We start from the raw sequence: 16057 nt of genomic DNA, 5'->3' as shown, positions 1-16057 counted from the left end.
ACTTTCACCACAACGCAATAGTCTACCTGTAGGCTGCCGTCCCAGAAGCAAGACGGGTCGGCCGGGAAGATTCATCCCCTGCCACAGGGGGTTATTGAGGAGCTCGCATGACCAAACAACACGCCTTTACTCGGGAAGACCTGCTGCGCTGCAGTCGCGGTGAGCTGTTCGGCCCAGGTAATGCGCAACTGCCCGCGCCGAACATGCTGATGGTCGATCGCATCACCCATATCAGCGAAGAAGGCGGCAAGTACGGCAAAGGTGAATTGGTCGCCGAGCTGGATATCACCCCGGACCTGTGGTTCTTCGCCTGCCACTTCGAAGGCGACCCGGTGATGCCAGGCTGCCTGGGCCTCGATGCCATGTGGCAGCTGGTCGGTTTCTTCCTCGGCTGGCAAGGCCTGCCGGGCCGTGGCCGTGCGCTGGGTTCGGGCGAAGTGAAATTCTTCGGCCAGGTACTGCCTACCGCCAAGAAGGTCACCTACAACATTCACATCAAGCGCGTCCTCAAGGGTAAGCTGAACATGGCCATCGCCGATGGCTCGGTCAGCGTCGACGGTCGCGAGATCTACACCGCCGAAGCCCTGCGTGTCGGCGTGTTCACCTCCACTGACAATTTCTAAGGGTTATTCGCATGCGCCGCGTCGTTATCACTGGTCTGGGCATCGTATCGTGCCTGGGCAATGACAAAGCTACCGTAACCGAAAACCTGCGCAACAGCCGTCCGGGTATCCGTTACAACCCGGAATACAAGGAAATGGGGCTGCGTAGCCAGGTTTCCGGGTCCATCGACCTCAACCTCGAAGAACTGATCGACCGCAAGGTCTACCGCTTCGTCGGCCACGCGGCTGCCTACGCCTACCTGGCGATGCAGGATGCGATCAAGGATTCCGGCCTGACCGAAGAGCAGGTGTCCAACCCGCGTACCGGCCTGGTTGCCGGCTCCGGCGGCGCCTCGACCCTGAACCAGATGGAAGCGCTGGACACCCTGCGTGAAAAAGGCGTCAAGCGCGTCGGCCCGTACCGCGTCACCCGCACCATGGGCAGCACCGTTTCGGCGTGCCTGGCCACCCCGTTCAAGATCAAGGGCATCAACTACTCGATCTCGTCGGCTTGCGCCACTTCCGCACACTGCATCGGCACCGCCCTGGAGCAGATCCAGTGGGGCAAACAGGACATCGTCTTTGCCGGTGGTGGTGAAGAAGAGCACTGGAGCCAGTCGTTCCTGTTCGATGCCATGGGCGCCCTGTCGACCAAGCGCAACGAAACCCCGGAACTGGCTTCGCGCGCCTACGACGCCGACCGTGATGGCTTCGTCATCGCTGGCGGCGGCGGCATGGTCGTGGTCGAGGAGCTGGAACACGCCCTGGCCCGTGGCGCCAAGATCTACGCCGAAATCGTCGGCTACGGTGCCACTTCCGACGGCTACGACATGGTCGCGCCGAGCGGCGAAGGTGCCATCCGCTGCATGCAGCAGGCCCTGTCCACCGTCGACACCCCGATCGACTACCTCAACACCCACGGCACCTCGACCCCGGTCGGTGACGTTGCCGAGATGAAGGGCGTTCGCGAAGTGTTTGGCGACAAGGCACCGAAGATCAGCTCGACCAAGAGCCTGTCGGGCCACTCGCTGGGCGCCGCTGGCGTGCACGAGGCGATCTACTGCCTGCTGATGATGGAAAACAACTTCATCGCCGGCTCCGCCAACATCGACGAGCTGGACCCGGAAGTCGCCGACCTGCCGGTACTGCGCAAGACTGAAGAAAACGCCAAGATCGACACGGTCATGAGCAACAGCTTCGGCTTCGGCGGCACCAACGCTACCCTGGTGCTCAAGCGCTGGACTGGCAAGTAAGACGCTGCTGCGGCAAGTGAAACGCCCCGACTGGTTCGGGGCGTTTTCATTTGTGTTGCCTGCACTGGCCTCTTCGCGGGTGAACCCGCTCCCACAGGGACCGCACAAGCCTTGAGAGCTGCTCAATCCCTGTGGGGGCTTGCCCCGCGAAGAGGCCAGTACAGGCTATAGACTATGGCTTGGGCAACACTGCCAGGAAGTTATCCCGAGCCACCATGTTGGCCACCTCTTCGGGCAGGGCATCGAGGAACGGCCTGAAGCCATGCATCTGCTCCCCCAGGCTGCCAAACCGCCCCACCACATCCGACCCCAGCATGAATCGGTCCGGATGGCGCTCGACCAGCGCCACCCACTCCTTGCGCGGTACGCCCTGCTCGTCCAGCAGATAGGGCTCCAGCACACTCCACGACAAATCCACATACAAATTCGGATAGTCCGCCAGCAAGCGCGTCAACACGGGCAACAGAAAGTCCATCCGCGCCTGGTGCCGATGGATCTCCGCACTGCTCCCGGCATGCGCCCAGATGAACCGGGTATGCGGATGATTGCGCAAGGGCTCTTCGATTTCGGCCAGGTACAGCGGATTGCGCTCGCGCTTGGAGGTGATGTTCGAATGCAGCAACACCGGCATATCGCGCTCGGCCGCCAGGTGATAGATGCGAGTCATCGCTTCGTTGTTGGCCCGTGGCGTATCGCCACTGGTCAGCGCAGTCAGGTCGTCATGCCGGGTGAACACTTCGCCGATTCCCTGCCACAGCCCGGGGTGGAGTTCGAGCATGCGCTCGATATGGCTGACGGCATTCTTGTCCACCGGGTTGAAGCCCGCCAGAAACGGGTGAAAACGCTTTCGCTGCTCGGCCGGCAGCTTTTCCAGCGCAGCAGCCACATAGGTATCGGTGGCGCTGTACCAATAGGCATCGGCGTCGTCGCCGGCGTAATAGCGCGGGCGCTTGGGCTCGTCTTCATGCCATTTCTTGGCCACCGGGATGCCGGAAATCATCGAATGCTCGACTCCTGCCTGATCCATGGCCTTGATCAGCGCCGGCATGCCCTCGGTCTCCTGAAAGAAATCCACATAGTGCAGATGGGCATCGCTGTAGCGGTAGTCACGGGCCTGGGCCATCTGGCATAGCCAGCCAGACAACAGCATGCAGGCCAGCACTCTGGCAATCATGGGCTACATCCTTTTCCTGGCATGAACAGGGTAGACCGGGCAGGCAGCGCAACGGTTCAGCATTACCCGGCAAACCGTTATGCTTGGGGCATTTCCTACCCACCTGGAGCCCGCCATGAGCAGCCCCCTGATCATCCGCCCACGCGCCGAATCGGTCGAGGGCCAGCCGATCCTGCGCCCGCTGCCCTCGGCCCAGTGCCGCAGCGTCGGCCCGTTCGTGTTCTTCGACCACATGCTCGAGACCGACTATGCGCCAGGCCATGGCATGGATATCCGCCAGCACCCGCATATTGGCCTGTCCACACTGACGTATCTCTTCGAAGGCGCGATCCTGCACAAGGACAGCCTTGGTTCAGAGCAGCGCGTACTGCCGGGTGATGTGAGCTGGATGACCGCCGGCAAAGGTGTGGCGCATGTCGAGCGTACGCCTGCGGACGCCCTGGCCCATGGCTCACGCTTGCATGGGCTGCAGGTGTGGCTGGCGTCGCCACGCGAGCATGAGCAAGGCGAACCGAGCTACAGCCACCATCCGGCGGCGAGCCTGCCGGTCAGTGACAACCTGGGCGTGCGCATCTGCATGATTGCCGGCAGCGGCTTCTGCATGGAATCACCGGTACCGGTGCTCTCCCCTACCCTTTACGCGGACGTGCTGATGCAGCCGGCCACTACCCTGGTGGTACCCGACGAACATGAGCAGCGGGCGCTGTATCTGCTCGACGGGGAGCTGTACATGAACGGTGAACCGGTCGAGGCCTGCAGCCTGATGGTGTTGCCGGCAGGGGAAGCGGTCACACTGTATGCCGAGGAAGAATGCCAGCTGGTACTGATTGGCGGCGAACCGCTGGATGGGCCGAGGCGGATGAACTGGAACTTTGTGGCCAGTGATGCGGAACTGATCGAGCACGCTCGGGCCAAGTGGGCTGCGGGGGATTGGCCGGTGGTGCCTGGGGAAACTTCGAGAATCGAGTTGCCTCGCTGATTTTGGGGCTGCTTTGCAGCCCATCGCCGGCAAGCGCGGCTCCCACAGGTACTGCACAGGCCTTGATGACAGTGCTGCCCCATGGGAGCCGCGCTTGCCGGCGATGGGCCGCAAAGCGGCCCCTGCGATGTCAGCGCTGGAACACTTCAGTAAGCAGGTTGTGCATCGAGCGGAACGCCCGCTCCGAGGTGCGACGGTCATACTGCATCTTGCCCGGCACATTGGCATTCGGGTCGGTGAACGAATGCACCGCACCACCGTAGCTCAGCAGTTGCCAATCCACCTTGGCCGCGTTCATCTCGGCCTCGAACGCCGGCAATTGCTCCTTCGGCACCAATGGGTCGGATGCACCGTGCAATACCAGCACCGAGCCCTTGATACGCTTGGCATCTTCAGGGTTCGGAGTGTCCAGCGTGCCGTGGAACGACACCGCCGCCTTCAGGTCGGCACCGGTACGCGCCAGCTCCAGGGCACAGCAACCACCGAAGCAGAAGCCGAAGGTTGCCACCTTGCCCGGCTCCAGCAGCGCCTTGGACTGCCCCAGCAGCTGGTCCAGGGCCTCTTTCATGCGCTTGCGCAACTCGCCACGGTCGTTCTTCAGCGGCATCATCGCCGCCCCGGCCTCATCGGCATTGGACGGGCGCACAGACTGCCCATACAGGTCGGCAATCAGCACCACATAGCCCTTCTCGGCCACTTCCTTGGCGATACGCTCGGCGCCTTCACCGATGCCCATCCAGTTCGGTGCCATCACCAGACCCGGGCGGCCCAGCGCTCCTGGCTCGTAGACCAGGCGGCTCTCATACGTCTTGCCGGACAGGTGATAGACCAGCGATTCGACGATTACCTTGCTCATCAAGCACTCCTTAGGCACTTTTTCATAAAACAACCCGCCATGAAAAAAGCCCGCCGAAGCGGGCTTTCCTGTACATCAACTCAAGCAGACAGCTCGACCAGCAGCTTGTTCAGGCGACGAACGTACGCCGCCGGATCCTTCAGGCTGTCACCCGCCGCCAGTGCGGCCTGATCGAAGAGGATGTGCGACAGCTCGGCGAAACGGTCTTCGCTCTGCTCGTTGTCCAGCTTCTCGATCAGTGGGTGAGACGGGTTGAACTCGAAAATCGGCTTCGAGTCCGGCACCTTCTGGCCGCTGGCTTCGAGGATCTGGCGCATCTGCAGGCCCAGGTCCTGTTCGCCGATGGCGAGAATCGCCGGCGAGTCGGTCAGGCGGTGCGACACGCGCACTTCGGCAACGCTGTCACCCAATGCACCTTTCAGGCGCTCGACCAGGCCTTCCTTGTCCTTGGCCACTTGTTCCTGGGCTTTCTTGTCCTCTTCCGAGTCCAGCTTGCCCAGGTCCAGGTCGCCACGGGCGACGTCGACGAATGCCTTGCCGTCGAACTCGCTGAGGTAGCTCATCAGCCACTCGTCGATACGGTCGGTCAGCAGCAGCACTTCGATGCCTTTCTTGCGGAAGACTTCCAGGTGCGGGCTGTTCTTGACCTGGGCGTAGGACTCGCCGGTGAGGTAGTAGATCTTGTCCTGACCTTCCTTGGCGCGCGCCAGGTAGTCGGCCAGGGCAACGCTCTGCTCGCCGCTGTCGTCCTGGGTGGAGGCGAAGCGCAGCAAGCCGGCGATCTTTTCCTTGTTGGCGAAATCTTCAGCCGGGCCTTCCTTGAGCACCTGGCCGAAGTTCTTCCAGAAGCCCTTGTACTGCTCAGGCTCGTTCTTCGCCAGCTTCTCCAGCATGTCCAGCACGCGCTTGGTCAGCGCGGTCTTCATCGAATCGATGATCGGGTCTTTCTGCAGGATCTCGCGGGACACGTTCAGCGACAGGTCGTTGGAGTCGACCACACCCTTGATGAAGCGCAGGTACAGCGGCAGGAACGACTCGGCCTGGTCCATGATGAACACGCGCTGCACGTACAGCTTCAGGCCGCGTGGCGCTTCGCGCTGGTACAGATCGAACGGAGCGCGGGCCGGCACGTACAGCAGCGAGTTGTATTCGAGCTTGCCTTCGACCTTGTTGTGGCTCCAGGCCAGCGGGTTCTCGAAGTCATGGCCGATGTGCTTGTAGAACTCCTGGTATTCCTCGTCCTTCACCTCGGAGCGGGAACGGGTCCACAGGGCGCTGGCGCGGTTGACGGTTTCCCATTCCTGCGCCGGCTGTTCTTCACCCTCGGCGGCTGCAGCCTGCTCCTTGGGCAGTTCGATCGGCAGGGCAATGTGGTCGGAGTACTTCTTGACCACGTTGCGCAGGCGCCAGCCATCGGCGAATTCCTGCTCGTCCTTCTTCAGGTGCAGGACGATGCGGGTACCGCGCTGAGGCTTGTCGATGGTAGCAACTTCGAACTCGCCCTCGCCCTTCGACGACCAGTGCACGCCTTCGGCGGCCGGCAGGCCGGCACGGCGGCTGAACACGTCGACCTTGTCGGCGACGATGAACGCCGAGTAGAAGCCCACACCGAACTGACCGATCAGGTGCGAATCCTTCTTCTGGTCACCGGTGAGGTTCTTCATGAAGTCGGCGGTGCCGGACTTGGCGATGGTGCCCAGGTGAGCGATGACATCTTCGCGGCTCATGCCGATGCCGTTGTCCTCGAGGGTCACGGTACCGGCGTTCTTATCGAAGCTCAGGCGAATCTTCAGGTCGGCGTCGCCCTCGAGCAGCTCTGGCTTGGCCAGGGCCTCGAAGCGCAGCTTGTCGGCGGCGTCGGAGGCGTTGGAGATCAGCTCACGCAGGAAGATCTCCTTGTTCGAGTACAGCGAATGGATCATGAGGTGCAGCAGTTGCTTTACCTCGGTCTGGAAGCCCAGCGTTTCTTTTTGAGTCTCCACACTCATGGTCTTCAAAACTCCGATCTGATGGCAATGGCGCCTGGCGGCCGACATGGCCTGCTTTAACGGCGGATGTCATGCAGATGGGGGCTGCCCGGACGATTTCAAGGGCTTTTCCGGTTCGATCTTGAAATGCGCTCGGGCAGTGGCGATTGGCGAATGCCGGTCAGCCTGCCAGGCAGTGATCGCCACGTTGGTCACGCGCCGGCCCTGGCGCCATAGCTGGCACTGGGCGTAGGTGTCGCGATAATGCCCGGCGCGCAGGTAGTCGATGGAGAAATCGATGATCTTCGGAATGCTCGCGCTCTCGCTGTAGATCAGCAGGTACAGGGCCGCAGACAGCTCCATGAAACCGGCGATGACACCACCATGGATGGCCGGCAGCAAAGGGTTGCCGATATTGTCCTGGCTGGCCGGCAGGCGAAACAGCAAGTCATCGCCGTCGCGCTGGCACTCGATACCGATCAGGCCGGCGTAAGGGATCAAGGCCAGCAAGGGGCCGTAGTCGCCGACCGCATGGGCCGCGTTCAACTGCTGGCGAACGTCTTCAGGGATCATGCTCCGCCCTCCTTCAGGCTGTTGCCGAAACGGATGCCACCCTTGATCTCCTGGCCCAGGCGCATGAAGGTCCCCACCACATGGCAGATCGGCTGGTCGGGGTCGTCCTGGTAGGCCGTGCCCCGGGTGAAGATCACATCGCGGGTCACTCGATAGCACTGGGCCTGGCCGTAAATCGGCTTGCCCGGCGCGGCGGCGTGCATGTAGTCGATACGCAGATCCAGCGTCGGGCACACCTCGAAGCGCGGCAACACACACAAGGTGGCCATGCCACAGGTGGTATCCATCAAGGTGGTCAACGCCCCGCCGTGTACCGCGCCGGTCTGTGGGTTGCCGACGATCGCCGGCGACCAGGGCATGACCAGTGTCATGCCGTCACTGTCGGCATGGGCCACGCGCATCTGCAATAGCTGGCAATGCTTCAATGCTGAAAGAAAACGTTCGGCCATGGCCTGCAAGCTTGAATCGTTCATACGCTGTTTCCGTGATCGCCGCCGTAACGGCATAAAACCAGTAAAAAGTCTATATAGAACGCGGCGTTATATATCTGTAACAGGCACGGAACTTATCCCGCATGGGTGAACTCGAAGGAACAACTCAGTTATTCACCAAGAGGAAACACCCCCATGCGTAAACCTTTTGCTTTTGCTCTGATGCTGGCTGCTGCCATGGGCCTGGCTGCTTGCGATAAAGCGAGCGAAGACAAAGCCCAAGACGCACAGCAACACGCCGAGCAAGCCCAGGAAAAGATGGGCGAAGCTCAGGATAAGATGAACGAGGCCGCCAAGGAAAACGCCGAAGCCGCCAAAGATCAGGCAGAAGCCGAGCAGAAGGCTGCCGAAGAGGCCGCTCCAGCGACTCCGGCACCGGAAACCGCGCCGGCCGAACCTGCCAAGCAGTAATTCAAGCAAAACAGAAAAACCCGACATCGTCGGGTTTTTTTGTGCCTGCCTTTATTGAGTTAAACGTTTCAGTTAATACTACTGGAACTTTCCCTCGGCACTTCTGTCGGTGCACTTTCGGTGGGTGTGAACACCATCACATCCAGCACATCGGAGTGGAATTCACGGCGATACAGAATCAGCACTACACCGACACTCACGACCATGAACAGCCAGGGGCTGATGAACCAGGTAAGCATGGCCATGCCGAAGTAGTAAGAGCGCAAGCCAAAGTTGAACTGGTTGGCTGCCAGCGACAGCACGCGTGCCGCACGCGAGGCAAAGGCCTTGCGCTCCAGTTCGTTGACCTGGCGCTCACCGATCATTGGCGCCGACCCCACCAGCACCGCGGCAAAGTTGTACTGGCGCATGCACCAGCTGAAGGTGAAGAAGGCGTAGACGAAGACCATGGCCAGGCACAGCAGCTTGATCTCCGACATGCCCTGGGATGCCTGCTGCACCAGTGGCAGGTCCGCGAGCAGCGACAGGGCGCGATCCGAAGCACCCAGCACGGTGAGAATGCCGGCGAGGATGATCAGGGTGCTGGAGGCGAAGAACGAGGCATTGCGCTCCAGGTTGCCGATCACGCTGGCGTCGGCGATGCGGTTGTCGCGCAGCAGCATGCGGCGCATCCAGTCTTCCCGGTACAGGTGCAGCACGCTGGCCAGGCACGCGGTATCGCGGCCCTTCCAGATGGCATAGCGGGTGTAGCCACCCCAGCACAGGGCAAACCAGCAGACAGCCAGGAGGTTGTGGAGATTGCTTTGAATGAAGTTCATGCAGAATTCCCGAGGGCCAGGTGCACAAAGAATAGTGACCGGGTTTCGACGCCTACAAGTGGCAAAAGGCACACACTGAAACGAAAAAGCCCCGCATCCTTTCAGATGCGGGGCTTTCGAGCCTCCACCTTTGGCGTGCACCCTACGGCTTGTGGCCGGTGCCGCCCTCAGGCTTCGCCTTGTGCCATCAGGCCAACGCTTCGCGCGGCTTGCCGAGCATGCGGTCGCAGGCCACGGCGCCAACCAGCGTCACCACCGAAGGCACCAGCCAGGCCAGGCCTTGATCGCTCAGCGGCAGGTGCGCCAGCACATCCGGCAGCACATGGGCAATGTCGCTGCCCTTGATCGCATCGACGATACCGAACACCAGCGACACCAGCATCACCGGAGCCAGGATGCGGGTTGGCGAATTCCACAGGTCCTTGACGAAGCTCAGGCCCACCACCACGATGCACGGCGGGTAGATGGCGGTCAGCACCGGGATCGAGAACATGATCAGCTTGGTCAGGCCCAGGTTGGAGATCAGCAGCGAGAAGCCTGCCAGGATCACCACCAGCGCACGGTACGACAGCGGCAGGATCTGGCTGAAGTACTCGGCACAGGCGCAGGTCAGGCCAACGGCCGTCACCAGGCACGCCAGGGCGATCAGTACCGCGAGGAAACCACTGCCCAGCGAGCCGAAGGTGTGCTGCACGTAGGCGTGCAGAACAGCAGCACCGTTGGTCGCACCGGCGGCGATTTCATGGCTGCCGGCACCCAGGCGGAACAGGCTGATATACACCAGGGCCAGGCCGACACCGGCGATCAGGCCGGCGATGATGGCATAGCGGGTGATCAGCTTCGGCGACTCAACACCGCGCGAGCGGATGGCGTTGACGATGACGATACCGAATACCAGGGCACCGAGGGTGTCCATGGTCAGGTAGCCGTCGGAGAAGCCCTTGGAGAAGGCAGCAGCGGCATAGGCCGGCTGGGCTTCACCGATGGTCCCGGCCGGCAGGGCGAAGGCAGCGATGCCCAGCACCGCCAGGGCGATGATCTTCAATGGCGCGAGGAAGCGGCCGACGGTGTCGAGCAGCTTGCCCGGGTACATGGATACGGCCAGTACCACGGCGAAGTACACCAGGCTGTAGATGAACAGCGCCGTCGGGCTTTCACCGGTCAGCGGCGCCACGCCCACTTCGAACGATACGGTCGCGGTACGCGGAGTGGCGAACAACGGGCCAACCGACAGGTAGCACACGGCCGCCAGCAGGCCACCGAAGAACTTGCCGATCGGGCTGCTCAGCGCGTCCATGCCGCCACCGACCTTGGCCAGGGCAACCACGGTGATAACCGGCAGGCCCACGGCAGTAACCAGGAAGCCCAGGGCCGCCATCCACACGTGCGGGCCAGACTGCAGACCGACGATAGGCGGGAAGATGATGTTGCCAGCGCCTACGAAAAGCGCAAACGTCATAAAGCCAAGCGCCAGGATATCCTGGCCTTTGAGAACTTTCATTTAAGGTAGTACCACACTGCTGAAATCGGGATTCGAGAGGGGATTTCCCTTTGGATGAGGGGAAATGCTGCCCGGCTTGATAGGCCAGACCCGTTTAGCGTGTCGTTCCCTTTTGGGGTACGGGCACAGAGTGAGCGCGTAGATTAACCGTTTTACCCGGCAAACGCACTGATACAGTGCTGCTTGTCCGATGTGCGTACATGTTTGTCGTCTGTGCGACCGGAGACAGTAGGAATTATCGCTGCATTGAAACTTTCGTCTGCGCGAAAATTCCTATCAAACCTATCGAATACTTCACATTACCTGTACCGGCCTCTTCGCGCCCCGACTTGCTCGCGAAGAGGCAAGTGCAGGAAACAACAACCCGAAAACGACAAAGGCCACCCGAAGGTGGCCTCTGTGCGCGTGGGGGGTGTAGCAGGTATTACTTCTTGGCTTCCCAGCCGGTCAGCTCGGCCAGAGCCTTGCCGATGTCAGCCAGGGAACGCACGGTCTTCACACCAGCGTCTTGCAGCGCGGCGAACTTCTCGTCCGCAGTGCCCTTGCCGCCGGAGATGATGGCGCCAGCGTGGCCCATGCGCTTGCCCGCAGGTGCGGTAACACCGGCGATGTAGGAAACGACTGGCTTGGTGACGTTGGCCTTGATGTAGGCCGCCGCTTCTTCTTCAGCCGAACCGCCGATCTCACCGATCATGACGATCGCTTCGGTCTTCGGGTCTTCCTGGAACAGCTTCAGGATGTCGATGAAGTTGGAGCCTGGGATCGGGTCGCCGCCGATGCCCACGCAGGTCGACTGGCCGAAGCCGGCGTCGGTGGTCTGCTTGACCGCTTCGTAGGTCAGGGTGCCGGAGCGCGAAACGATACCGACCTTGCCTGGCAGGTGGATGTGGCCTGGCATGATGCCGATCTTGCACTCGCCCGGAGTGATGACGCCTGGGCAGTTAGGACCGATCAGGGTCACGCCCAGCTCGTCGCACTTGACCTTGGCATCCAGCATGTCCAGGGTAGGAATGCCTTCGGTGATGCAGACGATCAGCTTGATGCCGCCGAAGGCTGCTTCCAGGATCGAGTCCTTGCAGAAAGGAGCCGGAACGTAGATGACCGAAGCGTCAGCGCCGGTGGCTTCCACGGCTTCTTTCACAGTGTTGAACACTGGCAGGCCCAGGTGGGTGGTGCCACCCTTGCCCGGAGTAACGCCGCCGACCATCTTGGTGCCGTAGGCGATGGCCTGTTCGGAGTGGAAAGTACCCTGCGAGCCGGTGAAGCCCTGGCAGATGACTTTGGTGTCTTTATTGATCAGGACGCTCATTACTTGCCCTCCGCAGCTTTGACAACTTGTTGAGCAGCGTCGGTCAGGCTGGTTGCCGCAATGATGTTCAAACCGCTTTCTGCCAGTACTTTAGCGCCCAGTTCGGCGTTGTTACCTTCAAGTCGAACAACAACCGGCACTTTTACGCCAACTTCTTTCACTGCACCGATGATGCCTTCGGCAATCATGTCGCAGCGAACGATGCCGCCGAAGATGTTGACCAGAACGGCCGCGACATTGCTGTCGGACAGAATGATCTTGAACGCTTCGGTAACGCGCTCTTTGGTAGCGCCGCCGCCCACGTCGAGGAAGTTGGCTGGCTTGCCGCCGTGCAGGTTGACGATGTCCATGGTTCCCATGGCCAGGCCGGCACCGTTGACCATGCAGCCGATGTTGCCTTCAAGGGCAACGTAGTTCAGTTCGAACTTGGCGGCGTGGGCTTCACGGGCGTCGTCCTGCGACGGGTCGTGGAAGGTCTTCAGCTTGGGCTGACGGTACATGGCGTTGGCGTCGATGTTGATCTTGGCATCGAGGCAGTGCAGGTCGCCGTCGGCCTTGATCACCAGCGGGTTCACTTCCAGCAGGGCCAGATCGTGATCCTTGAACAGCTTGGCCAGGCCAACGAAGATCTTGGCGAACTGTTGAACTTGCTTGCCTTCCAGACCCAGCTGGAACGCCAGCTCACGACCCTGGAACGGCTGAGCGCCAACCAGTGGGTCGATGGTAGCCTTGAGGATCTTCTCAGGAGTTTCGTGAGCGACTTTCTCGATGTCCACGCCACCTTCGGTGGAAGCCATGAACACGATACGGCGGCTCGAACGGTCCACTACAGCGCCCAGGTACAGCTCTTTGGCGATGTCAGTGCAGGACTCGACCAGGATCTTGGAGACTGGTTGACCGTTGGCGTCAGTCTGGTAGGTCACCAGATTCTTGCCCAACCACTGCGCAGCGAACGCCTTGGCGTCTTCCTTGCTGCGAACCAGCTTGACGCCGCCCGCTTTACCGCGACCACCAGCGTGGACCTGAGCCTTTACGACCCACTCCGAACCGCCGATCTTGTCGCAGGCTTCAGCCGCTTGCTCAGGGGTATCGACAGCGAAACCCTTGGAAACTGGCAGGCCGTATTCAGCGAACAGCTGCTTACCCTGATACTCGTGAAGATTCATGCTTTTTACCGTCTTCGTTAGGTACTGCGCTTCGGCGCTGCGCCATTGCTGGCGCCGCACCACCTGTGACCATTGACCCCGGGTTTTCCCGTGTAGCCTGGTCCGGCGGACGTTCCGCGGTGAGTCATGCACGCAAGACTCACGACGGGCAGCCCGCCGTGGTTTCTTATAATTAACGCTTCTTACGGTTGGCCACGTGAATGGCGCCGCCATTCACTGCCAGCGCTGCTTCATGCAGCGCTTCGGACAGGGTTGGATGGCTGAAGACCATCATGCCCAGATCCTCGGCACTGGTGCCGAATTCCATTGCGATTGCGCCCTGCTGTACCAGCTCGGCAGCCGATGGGCCAATCACGTGAACACCCAGGACGCGGTCGGTCTTGGCGTCGGCGATGACCTTGACGAAACCACCGGTGTCGTTGGCTGCCATCGCACGGCCGCTGGCCGCGAACGGGAAGGTGCCTACGTTAACCTCAACACCCTCGGCCTTCAAGGCTTGTTCGGTCTTGCCGACCCACGCGATTTCCGGGTGGGTGTAGATGACCGACGGGATCAGGTCGTAGTTCATCTGGGCCTTGTGGCCCTTGATGCGCTCGACGACCATGATGCCCTCTTCCGAGGCCTTGTGCGCCAGCATCATGCCACGCACCACGTCACCGATGGCGTATACGCCTGGAACGCTGGTCGCGCAGTAGTCATCGACGAAGATGTAGCCACGCTCGTCGATGGTCACGCCGCTGTCGGCAGCCAGCAGGTCGGTGGTCACCGGACGACGGCCGACCGCGACGATCAGCTTGTCGAAGGTGATCTTCTGCTCGCCTTCGGCGTTGGTGTAGGTCACTTCGACTTCGTTGCCGTTGACTTTCGAGCCGGTGACGCGCGCGCCCAGCTTGATGTCCAGGCCTTGCTTGGTCAGGGTCTTCTGGGCTTCTTTCGACACGGCGGTGTCGGCAGCCATCAGGAAGGTGTCCAGGGCTTCCAGAACGGTGACTTCAGCACCCAGGCGAGCCCATACCGAGCCCAGCTCCAGGCCGATCACGCCAGCACCGATCACGCCCAGGCGCTTCGGTACCGCTTGGAATTCCAGGGCGCCGGTGGAGTCGACGATGACGTTCTGGTCGACCGGAGCCGGCGGAATGTCGATCGGGCGTGAGCCGGAAGCGAGGATCACGTTCTCGGCTTCGATGACTTCGGTGGTGCCGTCAGCCTTGGTGACTTCGACCTTCTTGCCAGCCAGCAGTTTGCCGTGGCCCTGGATCGAGGTAACGCCGTTGGCCTTGAACAGGGTGGCAACGCCACCGGTCAGGTTCTTGACGATGCCAGCCTTGCGGCCAACCATCGCGGCGACGTCCATCTTCACTTCGCCAGTGGAGATACCGTGGACGTTGAAGCTCTCTTTGGCTTCCTTGTACTTCCAGGAGCTGTCCAGCAGCGCCTTGGACGGAATGCAGCCTACGTTCAGGCAGGTGCCGCCCAGGGCCAGCTTGCCCTCGGCGTCGGTGTACTTCTCGATACAGGCAGTCTTCAGACCAAGTTGTGCGGCCTTGATGGCAGCAACATAGCCGCCAGGACCTGCACCGATTACCACTACGTCGAATTTCTGGGTCATAAAAGATTCCTTATCAGCTACAAGCTACAGGCCGCGGACCGCGCGGCATGGCTTCTGGCGAAGCCAGGGCCGGCACGGTACGCAGCCAGAGGGTTAGATGTCCAGCAGCAGGCGAGACGGATCTTCCAGCAGGTTCTTGATGGTGACCAGGAAGGTTACCGCTTCCTTGCCATCGATCAGGCGGTGATCGTAGGACAGTGCCAGGTACATCATCGGGCGGATAACCACTTGGCCGTTGATGGCCATCGGACGCTGGATGATGTTGTGCATGCCGAGAATCGCGGCCTGCGGCGGGTTGACGATCGGCGTCGACATCATCGAACCGAAGGTACCGCCGTTGGTGATGGTGAAGGTGCCACCGGTCATCTCTTCGATGGCCAGCTTGCCGTCACGGGCTTTCTTGCCGAAGGTGGCGATGCCGTTCTCGATTTCAGCCAGGCTCATCGACTCGGCGTTACGCAGTACCGGAACCACCAGGCCACGGTCGCTGGACACGGCAACGCCGACGTCGGCGAAGCCGTGGTAGACGATGTCGTTGCCGTCGATCGAGGCGTTGACAGCCGGGAAGCGCTTCAGCGCTTCGGTGGCGGCCTTGACGAAGAACGACATGAAGCCCAGGCGTACGCCGTTGTGGGTCTTCTCGAACAGGTCCTTGTACTTCGAACGCAGGGCCATGACTTCGGTCATGTCGACTTCGTTGAAGGTGGTCAGCATGGCCATGTTCGACTGGGCTTCGACCAGGCGCTCGGCGATCTTGGCACGCAGGCGGGTCATCGGCACGCGCTTCTCGGTGCGGTCGCCAGCGGCAACCACAACCGGGGCAGCAGCGGCAGCAGCAGCGGCAGCAGCTGGCTTGGCAGCCGGAGCCGACTTCTTGTTGGCGACGGCGGCAACGACGTCTTCCTTGGTGATGCGACCACCTTTGCCGGTGCCGGCAACGGTCGCCAGATCGATACCGCTCTCTTCAGCCAGCTTGCGCGCGGCAGGCGCTGCGATCGGGTCGTCTTCGCCAGCGTCGGCAGCAGCGGCAGCCGGAGCAGCAGCGGCCGGGGCGGCAGCTGGAGCGGCGGCGGCAGCACCACCTTCAACGATCGAACCCAGCACTTCGTCGGACAGGACGGTGTCGCCCTCGCCCTTGACGATGGCACCCAGCACGCCGTCGGCGGTGGCCAGCACTTCCAGGACGACCTTGTCGGTCTCGATGTCGACGATCAGTTCGTCACGCTTGACGGCGTCGCCCGGCTGCTTGTGCCAGGTGGCAACGGTGCCATCGGCAACCGATTCCGGGAAGGTTGGGGCTTTGATCTCGATAGCCATTATCTGTGTTTCCTTAAATTCGGTTTCAGGT

General features: G+C 61.4%; 15 protein-coding genes. 4 read left to right on the top strand and 11 right to left on the bottom strand.

The features are described from left to right. Positions 1 to 107 precede the first annotated feature (107 nt). Together fabA and fabB are read left to right on the top strand one after the other, a co-directional pair. A complete protein-coding gene (gene fabA / locus OCX61_RS08185) occupies positions 108 to 623 on the top strand; it encodes a 3-hydroxyacyl-[acyl-carrier-protein] dehydratase FabA (RefSeq protein WP_012315334.1) in 516 nt (171 codons plus the stop codon). Between the two features lie 11 nt (positions 624 to 634). Beyond that, complete coding sequence (fabB, locus tag OCX61_RS08180) at positions 635 to 1855, top strand: beta-ketoacyl-ACP synthase I (RefSeq protein ID WP_050706509.1); 1221 nt, start codon at positions 635 to 637, stop codon at positions 1853 to 1855. Positions 1856 to 2027: 172 nt separating this feature from the next. Here fabB and OCX61_RS08175 read toward each other — a convergent pair whose 3' ends face one another. Next, on the bottom strand, positions 2028 to 3029 hold the full coding sequence (locus tag OCX61_RS08175) for an amidohydrolase family protein (RefSeq protein ID WP_261943336.1): 1002 nt from the start codon (positions 3027 to 3029) through the stop codon (positions 2028 to 2030). Positions 3030 to 3144: 115 nt separating this feature from the next. On the opposite strand from OCX61_RS08175, the gene OCX61_RS08170 reads away from it, so the two are divergent. After that, positions 3145 to 4008 carry a pirin family protein gene (locus OCX61_RS08170; RefSeq protein WP_261943335.1) on the top strand — a complete coding sequence of 288 codons (864 nt, stop codon included), beginning with the start codon at positions 3145 to 3147 and terminating at the stop codon, positions 4006 to 4008. Positions 4009 to 4138: 130 nt separating this feature from the next. Here the strand turns inward: OCX61_RS08170 and OCX61_RS08165 are convergent, their stop codons facing one another. The 4 genes from OCX61_RS08165 to OCX61_RS08150 form a co-directional block, all read right to left on the bottom strand. After that, a complete protein-coding gene (locus OCX61_RS08165; protein WP_261943334.1) occupies positions 4139 to 4864 on the bottom strand; it encodes a dienelactone hydrolase family protein in 726 nt (241 codons plus the stop codon). 80 nt (positions 4865 to 4944) lie between these two features. Then, positions 4945 to 6852: a molecular chaperone HtpG gene (gene htpG, locus OCX61_RS08160; RefSeq protein WP_261943333.1), complete on the bottom strand. Its 1908-nt coding sequence runs from the start codon at positions 6850 to 6852 to the stop codon at positions 4945 to 4947. A gap of 69 nt (positions 6853 to 6921) precedes the next feature. After that, positions 6922 to 7404 (bottom strand): PaaI family thioesterase, encoded by a 483-nt coding sequence (locus OCX61_RS08155; protein ID WP_261943332.1) that lies wholly within the window; start codon positions 7402 to 7404, stop codon positions 6922 to 6924. Next, the gene (locus OCX61_RS08150) at positions 7401 to 7877 is read right to left on the bottom strand and encodes a PaaI family thioesterase (RefSeq protein ID WP_261943331.1); all 477 of its coding nucleotides are present in this window, start codon (positions 7875 to 7877) and stop codon (positions 7401 to 7403) included. Before OCX61_RS08150 ends, OCX61_RS08155 begins: the two co-directional genes overlap by 4 nt. 153 nt (positions 7878 to 8030) lie before the next feature. Between OCX61_RS08150 and OCX61_RS08145 the strand changes: the two genes are divergently transcribed. Continuing rightward, positions 8031 to 8306 (top strand): hypothetical protein, encoded by a 276-nt coding sequence (locus OCX61_RS08145; RefSeq protein ID WP_261944283.1) that lies wholly within the window; start codon positions 8031 to 8033, stop codon positions 8304 to 8306. Positions 8307 to 8374: 68 nt separating this feature from the next. On the opposite strand, the gene OCX61_RS08140 is transcribed toward OCX61_RS08145, so the two are convergent. The 6 genes from OCX61_RS08140 to odhB all read right to left on the bottom strand — a co-directional run bounded on the left by OCX61_RS08140 (position 8375) and on the right by odhB (position 16026). Beyond that, entirely contained in the window at positions 8375 to 9124 is a 750-nt protein-coding gene (locus OCX61_RS08140; protein WP_085673076.1) for a DUF599 domain-containing protein, read from the bottom strand. Positions 9125 to 9311: 187 nt separating this feature from the next. Then, positions 9312 to 10625: a branched-chain amino acid transport system II carrier protein gene (gene brnQ / locus OCX61_RS08135; RefSeq protein WP_261943330.1), complete on the bottom strand. Its 1314-nt coding sequence runs from the start codon at positions 10623 to 10625 to the stop codon at positions 9312 to 9314. Between the two features lie 424 nt (positions 10626 to 11049). After that, entirely contained in the window at positions 11050 to 11934 is an 885-nt protein-coding gene (sucD, locus tag OCX61_RS08130; RefSeq protein WP_016393102.1) for a succinate--CoA ligase subunit alpha, read from the bottom strand. Beyond that, on the bottom strand, positions 11934 to 13100 hold the full coding sequence (gene sucC / locus OCX61_RS08125) for an ADP-forming succinate--CoA ligase subunit beta (protein ID WP_011534748.1): 1167 nt from the start codon (positions 13098 to 13100) through the stop codon (positions 11934 to 11936). The genes sucD and sucC overlap by 1 nt, the downstream gene beginning before the upstream one ends. A 172-nt stretch (positions 13101 to 13272) precedes the next feature. Beyond that, entirely contained in the window at positions 13273 to 14709 is a 1437-nt protein-coding gene (lpdA, locus tag OCX61_RS08120; RefSeq protein WP_003254207.1) for a dihydrolipoyl dehydrogenase, read from the bottom strand. Positions 14710 to 14802: 93 nt separating this feature from the next. After that, positions 14803 to 16026: a 2-oxoglutarate dehydrogenase complex dihydrolipoyllysine-residue succinyltransferase gene (gene odhB / locus OCX61_RS08115; protein ID WP_261943329.1), complete on the bottom strand. Its 1224-nt coding sequence runs from the start codon at positions 16024 to 16026 to the stop codon at positions 14803 to 14805. Positions 16027 to 16057 lie beyond the last annotated feature (31 nt).

The organism is Pseudomonas sp. LRP2-20, from assembly GCF_024349685.1.
In the GTDB taxonomy this organism is placed as follows: Bacteria; Pseudomonadota; Gammaproteobacteria; order Pseudomonadales; family Pseudomonadaceae; genus Aquipseudomonas.
Note: the sequence above shows the minus strand (reverse complement) of the source record. Positions and strands in the feature narration are given on the sequence as shown.

Coding starts and splice junctions, on each gene's coding strand:
- fabA (WP_012315334.1), top strand. CDS start 108: ATGACCAAACAACACGCCTTTACTCGGGAAGACCTGCTGCGCTGCAGT.
- fabB (WP_050706509.1), top strand. CDS start 635: ATGCGCCGCGTCGTTATCACTGGTCTGGGCATCGTATCGTGCCTGGGC.
- OCX61_RS08175 (WP_261943336.1), bottom strand. CDS start 3,029: ATGATTGCCAGAGTGCTGGCCTGCATGCTGTTGTCTGGCTGGCTATGC.
- OCX61_RS08170 (WP_261943335.1), top strand. CDS start 3,145: ATGAGCAGCCCCCTGATCATCCGCCCACGCGCCGAATCGGTCGAGGGC.
- OCX61_RS08165 (WP_261943334.1), bottom strand. CDS start 4,864: ATGAGCAAGGTAATCGTCGAATCGCTGGTCTATCACCTGTCCGGCAAG.
- htpG (WP_261943333.1), bottom strand. CDS start 6,852: ATGAGTGTGGAGACTCAAAAAGAAACGCTGGGCTTCCAGACCGAGGTA.
- OCX61_RS08155 (WP_261943332.1), bottom strand. CDS start 7,404: ATGATCCCTGAAGACGTTCGCCAGCAGTTGAACGCGGCCCATGCGGTC.
- OCX61_RS08150 (WP_261943331.1), bottom strand. CDS start 7,877: ATGAACGATTCAAGCTTGCAGGCCATGGCCGAACGTTTTCTTTCAGCA.
- OCX61_RS08145 (WP_261944283.1), top strand. CDS start 8,031: ATGCGTAAACCTTTTGCTTTTGCTCTGATGCTGGCTGCTGCCATGGGC.
- OCX61_RS08140 (WP_085673076.1), bottom strand. CDS start 9,124: ATGAACTTCATTCAAAGCAATCTCCACAACCTCCTGGCTGTCTGCTGG.
- brnQ (WP_261943330.1), bottom strand. CDS start 10,625: ATGAAAGTTCTCAAAGGCCAGGATATCCTGGCGCTTGGCTTTATGACG.
- sucD (WP_016393102.1), bottom strand. CDS start 11,934: ATGAGCGTCCTGATCAATAAAGACACCAAAGTCATCTGCCAGGGCTTC.
- sucC (WP_011534748.1), bottom strand. CDS start 13,100: ATGAATCTTCACGAGTATCAGGGTAAGCAGCTGTTCGCTGAATACGGC.
- lpdA (WP_003254207.1), bottom strand. CDS start 14,709: ATGACCCAGAAATTCGACGTAGTGGTAATCGGTGCAGGTCCTGGCGGC.
- odhB (WP_261943329.1), bottom strand. CDS start 16,026: ATGGCTATCGAGATCAAAGCCCCAACCTTCCCGGAATCGGTTGCCGAT.